9 protein-coding genes are annotated in these 7254 nt (G+C 64.2%); 1 reads left to right on the top strand and 8 read right to left on the bottom strand.

The window, feature by feature from the left end; genetic code table 11:
- Window positions 1-5 precede the first annotated feature (5 nt).
- From dnaB to rpsF, 5 genes are all read right to left on the bottom strand, one after another.
- Window positions 6-1388 carry a replicative DNA helicase gene (dnaB, locus tag JWP90_RS00460; protein WP_297358462.1) on the bottom strand — a complete coding sequence of 461 codons (1383 nt, stop codon included), beginning with the start codon at window positions 1386-1388 and terminating at the stop codon, window positions 6-8.
- A gap of 509 nt (window positions 1389-1897) precedes the next feature.
- Window positions 1898-2350, bottom strand: a complete 453-nt coding sequence (gene rplI / locus JWP90_RS00455) for a 50S ribosomal protein L9 (RefSeq protein ID WP_297358461.1) — start codon at window positions 2348-2350, stop codon at window positions 1898-1900.
- 10 nt (window positions 2351-2360) lie between these two features.
- Window positions 2361-2624: a 30S ribosomal protein S18 gene (rpsR, locus tag JWP90_RS00450; RefSeq protein WP_090711605.1), complete on the bottom strand. Its 264-nt coding sequence runs from the start codon at window positions 2622-2624 to the stop codon at window positions 2361-2363.
- Window positions 2625-2687: 63 nt separating this feature from the next.
- Window positions 2688-3212 (bottom strand): single-stranded DNA-binding protein, encoded by a 525-nt coding sequence (locus JWP90_RS00445; RefSeq protein WP_297358458.1) that lies wholly within the window; start codon window positions 3210-3212, stop codon window positions 2688-2690.
- Between the two features lie 5 nt (window positions 3213-3217).
- Window positions 3218-3655 (bottom strand): 30S ribosomal protein S6, encoded by a 438-nt coding sequence (rpsF, locus tag JWP90_RS00440; protein WP_297358456.1) that lies wholly within the window; start codon window positions 3653-3655, stop codon window positions 3218-3220.
- Window positions 3656-4027: 372 nt separating this feature from the next.
- On the opposite strand from rpsF, the gene JWP90_RS00435 reads away from it, so the two are divergent.
- A complete protein-coding gene (locus JWP90_RS00435) occupies window positions 4028-5044 on the top strand; it encodes a hypothetical protein (RefSeq protein WP_297358454.1) in 1017 nt (338 codons plus the stop codon).
- A gap of 52 nt (window positions 5045-5096) precedes the next feature.
- Here JWP90_RS00435 and JWP90_RS00430 read toward each other — a convergent pair whose 3' ends face one another.
- From JWP90_RS00430 to JWP90_RS00420, 3 genes are all read right to left on the bottom strand, one after another.
- The gene (locus tag JWP90_RS00430; RefSeq protein ID WP_297358452.1) at window positions 5097-6419 is read right to left on the bottom strand and encodes a sugar ABC transporter substrate-binding protein; all 1323 of its coding nucleotides are present in this window, start codon (window positions 6417-6419) and stop codon (window positions 5097-5099) included.
- A gap of 155 nt (window positions 6420-6574) precedes the next feature.
- Window positions 6575-6907: a hypothetical protein gene (locus JWP90_RS00425; protein ID WP_297358449.1), complete on the bottom strand. Its 333-nt coding sequence runs from the start codon at window positions 6905-6907 to the stop codon at window positions 6575-6577.
- 131 nt (window positions 6908-7038) lie between these two features.
- Window positions 7039-7254 (bottom strand): hypothetical protein (locus JWP90_RS00420; RefSeq protein ID WP_297358447.1); only part of this gene is annotated, 216 nt, incomplete at its 5' end.

Here is a 7254-nt window from a genome sequence, read left to right as displayed (position 1 = left end):
AGTGTCTAGGCAGGCGCCAGATCCGCGAACCGCGAGTAGTGCCCGTGGAAAGCGACCGTGACGGTTCTGGTCGGGCCGTTACGGTGCTTGGCGACGATGAGGTCCGCTTCACCTGCCCGTGGGTTGTCTTTCTCGTACGCGCTCTCGCGGTGCAGCAGGATGACCATGTCGGCGTCCTGCTCGAGCGATCCGGACTCACGGAGGTCGCTGATGGCCGGCATCTTGTCGGCTCGCTGCTCCGGGCCACGGTTGAGCTGCGACAGGGCGATGACCGGCACCTGGAGCTCCTTGGCGAGCAGCTTCAGCGCTCGGGAGAATTCGGACACCTCTTGCTGGCGGCTCTCGACCCGTTTACCGGAGGTCATCAGCTGCAGATAGTCAATGACGACGAGCTTGAGCCCGACCCTCTGCTTGAGCCGGCGGCACTTCGCCCGAATCTCGACGAGCGTCATGTTGGGGCTGTCATCGATGTAGAGCGGTGCGTCGTTGATGCGACCGCGAACCGCGGCGAGCTTGTTCCAGTCGCGCTGATCGACGGTGCCCTTGCGCATGCTCTGCAGGGGTACGGATGCTTCAGCCGCGAGTAGCCGCATCGCGATCTCGCTTCGCCCCATCTCCAGCGAGAAGAAGATGGATGGCTGGTCGTTGCCGATCGACGCCGCGCGAGCGAAGTCGAGTGCGAGGGTCGACTTACCCAGGGCGGGCCGCGCTGCGACGATGATGAGCTGGCCGCCGTGGAAGCCGTTGGTCAGGTCGTCCATCTCGGCGAATCCGGTGGGCACGCCCACCATCTTGCCGTCGGTGCCGTTGGCTGCCTCGATCTCCTCGAAAGCCGTGCCGACTGCCTCGTTGAGGGCGACGTAGTCCTCAGCGGTGGTGGATCCGGTCACCCCGTAGATCTCTGCCTGTGCGGTGTTCACCAGGTCGAGAACTTCACCCTCACCCGCGTACCCCATCTGGACGATGCGGGTTCCGGCCTCCACCAGACGGCGAAGGAGCGCCCGTTCGGCGACGATCGACGCATAGAACCCGGCGTTTGCCGCCGTCGGCACGAGCCGGGTCAGCGTGTGCAGATAGTCGGCGCCACCGGCGCGGGACAGCTCGCCGGTCTTGATGAGTTCGTCGGTGACGGTGATGACGTCGGTCGGTTCACCGTGCGAGTAGAGCGAGAGGATCGCATCGAAGATGATCTCGTGCTTGGGAATGTAGAAGTCGACACCGCGAACCGACTCGACGACGTCGGCGACAGCATCCTTGGAGAGGAGCATCCCGCCGAGGGCCGACTGCTCGGCGAGCATGTCGTGCGGCGGAGTGCGGTCGGCCCGGTACTCACCGCCGTTTTCACCGGCCGGAGTCTGGTCGGAGAGACCGAGATGGGCGATCGACACGCAAAATCCTCCTTCAGCGGCGGGCCGGTTCGACCCGGCGGCGCACGGCCGTCATGCTCACAATGAAGCCAATACCCAACCACCGACACGGTGAGCGGATGAGGCGGCTCACGCCGGTAGGAACCTGCGCTGCCTCACACTATGAGTAAGCCGCCCCTGGCACAAATGGCCCTGTGGATAACTCTGTGGACGAATTGCGCGAAACGCCGCACCTGATGTGCACAACCTGTGGGGAAAGCTGTGGAGAACAAACTATTTTCGACACAGAAAATTTCTCTGACCAGGGAATCCGTGTTCCACAGGCTGTGGGGATGAAACTCTTTCGACTCCCTGTTGAAGCTTGCGTCGCGCGTCGTGTGCCTGTGTACAAAAGACCTGACGGGACGCCGTCGGGGGGTATACGAAACAGCGATCCTGCTGTATTTTTCCTCACGTTTTTCCCGGCAGGGAACGCGCGTTAAACACCTGTGGCGACGAGCCGGAGCCCGTCGCCACAGAATGAAGCGTGCCTACTTGGCAGCGACCACCTGGAGGGTGATGACTGCGCTGAGGTCCTCGCGGAGGCGAACGGTCGCCTCGTGCTGGCCGACCGACTTGATCGGGGTGGAGATCTCGATCTTGCGCTTGTCGATCTGTCCGAGACCGGCTGCCGCGACGGCATCCGCCACGTGCGTGGTCTTGACCGAACCGAACAGGCGGCCTTCTGCGCCAGCCTTGACGGCAAGCTTGACCTTGGTGCTCTCGAGCGCCGTCTTGAGCGCCTGGGCTTCTTCGAGGGTGGCAAGCTCGCGCGCTGCACGCGCGGCCTTGATCTGCTCGACCTGCTTCTCAGCACCGCGGCTCCACGCAATGCCGAAGCCCTGCGGGATCAGGTAGTTACGTGCGTAACCGTTCTTGACCTCGATGATGTCACCAGGAGTACCGAGGCCAGTGACCTCGTGGGTGAGGATGAGTTTTGACATGTCGGTTTCCTTACCTGCCGGAGCCGGCGTATGGAAGCAGTGCCATCTCGCGTGCGTTCTTGACTGCACGTGCGATGAGGCGCTGCTCCTGGACCGAAACGCCGGTGATGCGACGTGCGCGGATCTTTCCGCGTTCGGAGATGAACTTGCGGAGGGTGGGGACATCCTTGTAGTCGATGACCCCGACGCGGATCGCCTTCGCGGGAGCGAGCGGCTTGCCGCCCTTGCCACCGCGGACAGGCTTGCGGCTTGCGCCGCTAGACTTTCCAGCCATATGAGTTTCCTTAGGTGTATTGCCGCGGAGGGAACCGAAGCTCCCTCCCTGGCAGAGAAGTGTTTAGAAGGGGGTGTCGTCGCCGTAGGAACCGGGCGTGTTCCAGCTGTCGCCGGAGCCTGATGCCATTGCGCCGCCGGCTGGAGCAGCCGTCGGAGCGCTGGCCGCCCATGGCTCGTCCTGCTGGACGGCTGCGGGGCCGCGGCCGCCGCCTCCACCGGAGGACTGAGCACGGGTGACCTGTGCGGTGGCGTAACGAAGCGAGGGACCGATCTCGTCTACTTCGAGCTCGATCGACGTGCGCTTCTCGCCTTCCTTCGTTTCATACGAACGCTGCTTCAGACGCCCGGTAGCGATGACACGGCTACCCTTGGTGAGCGATCCGGCGACATGCTCGGCGAATTCACGCCAAACGCTCGCGCGCAGGAACAGTGCTTCGCCATCTTTCCACTCGCTCGACGCACGGTCGTAGTTACGCGGAGTGGATGCGATGGTGAAGTTGGCAACCGCCAGGCCGTTCTGCGTGTAACGCAGCTCGGGGTCTGACGTGAGGTTACCCACCACGGTGATGACGGTCTCGCCAGCCATCGGGACTAAGCGTCCTTTGCTGCGGGCGTTGCGTCGGCGACAGCCTTCGCCTCAGCCGCTGCGGGCTTGGCGTCGACCTTGGCCTTGGTGGCAGCAGCTTTGCGGGCTGCCTTCTCCTCGGCGCGCTTGCCTTCGGACTCGACGAGAGCGATGGCTTCTTCGGCCCGCAGCACCTTGGTGCGCATGACGGCCTCCGACAGCTTCAGCTGGCGGTCGAGTTCGACCGTGGCTTCGCTCGTCGCGGTGAAGTCGACGACGGCGTAGATACCTTCGGTCTTCTTGTTGATTTCGTAAGCCAGTCGACGACGGCCCCAGATGTCAACCTTGTCGATGGTTCCACCATCGTTGCGGATGACATTGAGGAACTTGTCGAGACTGGGAGCAACGGTGCGCTCGTCAATCTCGGGGTCGAGGATAACCATGAGTTCATACTGATGCGTCACTAACCCACCTCCTTCGGACTCGAACGGCCGCAGACGATCTGCGGCAGGAGGGTTCTAGCATCGTTGCGACGCGCGGGAGCAGAATGCGCACACACGGGCAACCTGAGTAGCTTACCGGATCGGCGTGGCAGCTCGCTACCAAGCCGGAGGCATCCGGCGAGCGGCTGTGCATCCCCTCGGATCAGCCACCCCGGCCACCTCTTCACCCACTGCGGACAAAAGCACCCGGCGCACCGGGGGTGAGCTCGTCCGGAGCGGGTGGTCCGGCGGCACGGACCGCCACTCCCCCACACCGGCGCCGCAATCGGGCAGACATCCACATCCTGCATTCGCACAGGAGCGGATGCTGCAGCGCGCGCAAGTCTGGACGACATGAGCATCGATCCCCTGCGCGACCCCGACGCCGTCCAGCTCTCCCGATCGGACAGGCTTGTTGGCGCGGATGGCCGGTCGCTTCGGCGCGCGCGTGCAGCAGGAACGCTGACGAGCATCCGACGCGGCGTGTATGCGGAGGCATCCGTCTGGTCCGAGCTCGCCGGCCGCGAACGCCACCTGCTGAGAATGCGGGCGGTCCTCGATACACGCAAGGGCGACGCCGTCTTCGGCTTCGAATCGGCTGCGGCGATCTGGAATCTGCCCGTCATCGGCGCCTGGCCCGAAGCGGTGCACGTGTTCACCGCCGACGGACGGCGGCGCAGTTCCGGTGGAGGGGTGATCTGGCACAACGCACCCCTCAGCGACGGCGATGTCGCCGAGATCGATGGGGTGCTGGTGACCAGCCGCGTGCGCACACTGCTCGACCTGGCGCGGCGGTCGGGATTTATGTCCGCCATTGCGACGCTCGACAGAGCGTTCGCCGGCGCGGTCAAGGAGGAACACACCACGGATGCCGCCGGCCGGCTCCGAGCAACGCTCCTGGACCGCATCGACGCGCTCGATGGCGCTCCCGGTACCGCCCGCGCCCGCGTGGCTGTGCAGTTCGCCTCGCACCTCTCAGGCTCACCGGGCGAATCAGCCAGCCGTGTGCAGATTCACCTCTGTGGTTTTCCGGCTCCAGTCCTTCAGTACCCCGTCGTCGACCGTTACGGCACGCTGTGGCATGCGGACGTCGGCTGGCCTGAGCACCGGCTGCTCGGCGAATTCGACGGCTTTACGAAGTACACCCGCGCCGAATACACGCAGGGGCAGTCGATCGAGGAGATCGTGTGGGCAGAGAAGAAGCGTGAGGATCTGATGCGAGCGGCAGGCTACGGGATGTCCCGGTGGCTGTGGAGTGACGCCCTACGGGCACCGCTGCTGACGCGGATCCTCCTCGACGCGGGCCTGCCCCGCCGCCGGTCCGGTGCGAATTCACGCAGTTCGGACCGGAACACTCGGCGCACCGCGTGAACGCGTCCACAACGAGTGAATTCATGCGCAACAGCGAACGCTGGCCCCGAGCTCAGCCCGCGATGGCAGCGTTCGCCGCGCCCTCCGCTTGCTTGAGGCCCACTGCGGGCTTCACTGTGCCCGCGAAAATCTCCTGGAAGATCGGATCGAACTCCTCGAATGCCTTGCCGTAGCTCGTCCCCTTGGGAGAGGGGATCTGCTTTTCACCCTGGACGACCTCGAAGAACCGCTGCACGGAGACGCCCTCCTTCTCCCAGAAGTCGAAGTACGATTTCTGGGCCTTCGTCACGGCAGGAACGGCGGCACCTGATTCACCGAGGTACCTGTTCGCTTTCTCGGATCCAAGCCAGGTGAGGAGTTTGCCGATCGCCACCTGTTTCTCGGACTCCGCGTTGCCGGCTACGACGACACCGTTCGTCACCGACACCCGGCCGGCCGGCCCGCTGGGCATCGAAGCAACACCCCACTCGAACTCGGCGCCCTCTGCCACGTTCTTGAGGTTGTAGAGCCCGGACTGGAACATCGCCATTTTGCCGCCGATGAACGCGTCCCGACTGAAATCGCCATTCGCGTTGGTCTCTGACGCCGACGGTGCCACCTTGGCGGTGTTGATCGCATTCACGAGGTATTCGACGGACTGCACCGTCCTGGGGTCTGAGAAGGCGAACTGGTCACCATTCTGGAAGGCCCCTCCGTTGGAGCCGATGAAAGGGAGCAGGATCGCCTGGGTGTCGTAGGCGATGTTCGTGCCGTACTGAACGGGGGTGCCGTCGAAACTCGGTGAGGAGGCGGATGCGCCAGCTGCGTCGAGGGTGAGGGCACGAGCGGCCGGCAGGTAGGTGTCCTGGGCTTCGTCTGGCGACCAGGCGAGGTTTTCGAGATCATCCGGCGATATCCCCGCTTTCTCGAGCAGTGCCGTGTTGTAGTAGACGGCGATCCCGGCGTCGTACAGTTGCGGCACACCCCAAAGGGTGTCGGCTCTGGTGAACTGTTCGACGATGCTGGGCTCCCAGATGCCGGTGGACTTCTCACCGAACAAGGCGCTGATGTCCACGAGCTTGCCGGCGTCGGCGTAGGCGCCGAAGTACGCGTTGTTGAGCCAGAACACGTCGTCCGCCGCCTTCTCGGCGACGTCCGTGCGCAGTTGCGTCCAGTAATCGGCCCATGTGACGACGTTCACCTCGACCGTGATGTCCGGGTTCTTCTTTTCGAAGGCGGCGAAGGACTCCTCGTACGCCTCTGCGACGGTCTCGTCCCACAGCCGGAACGACAGTGTCGTTGGTTCATCTGCCTCGGATGAACCGGTTGCGCATCCGGTTAGAAGCAGGGCGGATGCCGCGACCATCGTCGCCAGTTTGGTGAATCGGTGAGCCATTCGGGTCTTTTCTCTCTGCCGTTGTACCCCTCGGAGGCTAGCAGTAGCGGCGATCCTGGTCCCAGTCGGCGCGTGAACCTCGCTCGGTATGTCCATGTATGGCGGCACGGCGTCGCCGGAACGCGCGGCGTCGTGGCCCGGCGAAGAGGTTGCGCTCAGTTCTCAGGGATAGCCGAGTTGTTCCCGGGCGTCGCGTGCGGGATCTCCTCCTCGGCCTCGTGCTGGGCGGAGGTGATCGGGTTGCCTGGGGTCGTGTAGTCGACACCCACCTCAGCGTCGTCCTCACCGGTCAGCGGGTTACCGGTGGTGGCGTGCAGGCGGCCTTCTTCGGCGAGGTGATCGGGGGAATCGATGGGGTCGCCGGTCGTCGTGTAGTCCGCGTTGTGGTCGTCGTCGCCCCTCGGCAGCACAGCGGGTTCACGTCCGTGGTATTCGTCGGCGGGCACGACTGGCTCGACGTAATCGTCGTTGTTCACGTTGTTCGTCATGGGGCGACGCTACGCCGGTCGCACAGAGGCATCAAGGCCTTGCGCTGATGGGTGTTTCTCAGGCGCGCGATGGCCCGAGCGTCCTGGCCGGCGGATGCCGTGCCCCCGGTATCCGCCGACCACGACTTTTTTCAGGCGCGCTGCGCCAAACGTGGGTCGATGACCTCGATGGGGACCGTGTTGAGAAGATCTCTGATGCTCTGGTCCAGGGTCAGCTTCTGGGAGACCTCGACCGCGCGGGCGAGGTCGGGGCCGCAGAGCGCTACGTAGACCGGTTTGACGTGGTGGACGTATCCGATCTGGCGGCCGTTGACGACCACCCGTTCGACGTCATTCTGAAGATGATC

The sequence above is a fragment of the Mycetocola sp. genome (assembly GCF_025464835.1).
Taxonomy (GTDB): domain Bacteria; phylum Actinomycetota; class Actinomycetes; order Actinomycetales; family Microbacteriaceae; genus Mycetocola_A.
The sequence above is the reverse complement of the archived record's forward strand: the minus strand, read 5'-3'. Positions and strand labels throughout refer to the sequence as shown.

Excerpts from the sequence above, each read along its gene's own strand:
- rplI (WP_297358461.1), bottom strand. The coding sequence starts at position 2,350 with ATGTCAAAACTCATCCTCACCCACGAGGTCACTGGCCTCGGTACTCCT.
- rpsR (WP_090711605.1), bottom strand. The coding sequence starts at position 2,624 with ATGGCTGGAAAGTCTAGCGGCGCAAGCCGCAAGCCTGTCCGCGGTGGC.
- JWP90_RS00445 (WP_297358458.1), bottom strand. The coding sequence starts at position 3,212 with ATGGCTGGCGAGACCGTCATCACCGTGGTGGGTAACCTCACGTCAGAC.
- JWP90_RS00435 (WP_297358454.1), top strand. The coding sequence starts at position 4,028 with ATGAGCATCGATCCCCTGCGCGACCCCGACGCCGTCCAGCTCTCCCGA.
- JWP90_RS00430 (WP_297358452.1), bottom strand. The coding sequence starts at position 6,419 with ATGGCTCACCGATTCACCAAACTGGCGACGATGGTCGCGGCATCCGCC.
- JWP90_RS00425 (WP_297358449.1), bottom strand. The coding sequence starts at position 6,907 with ATGACGAACAACGTGAACAACGACGATTACGTCGAGCCAGTCGTGCCC.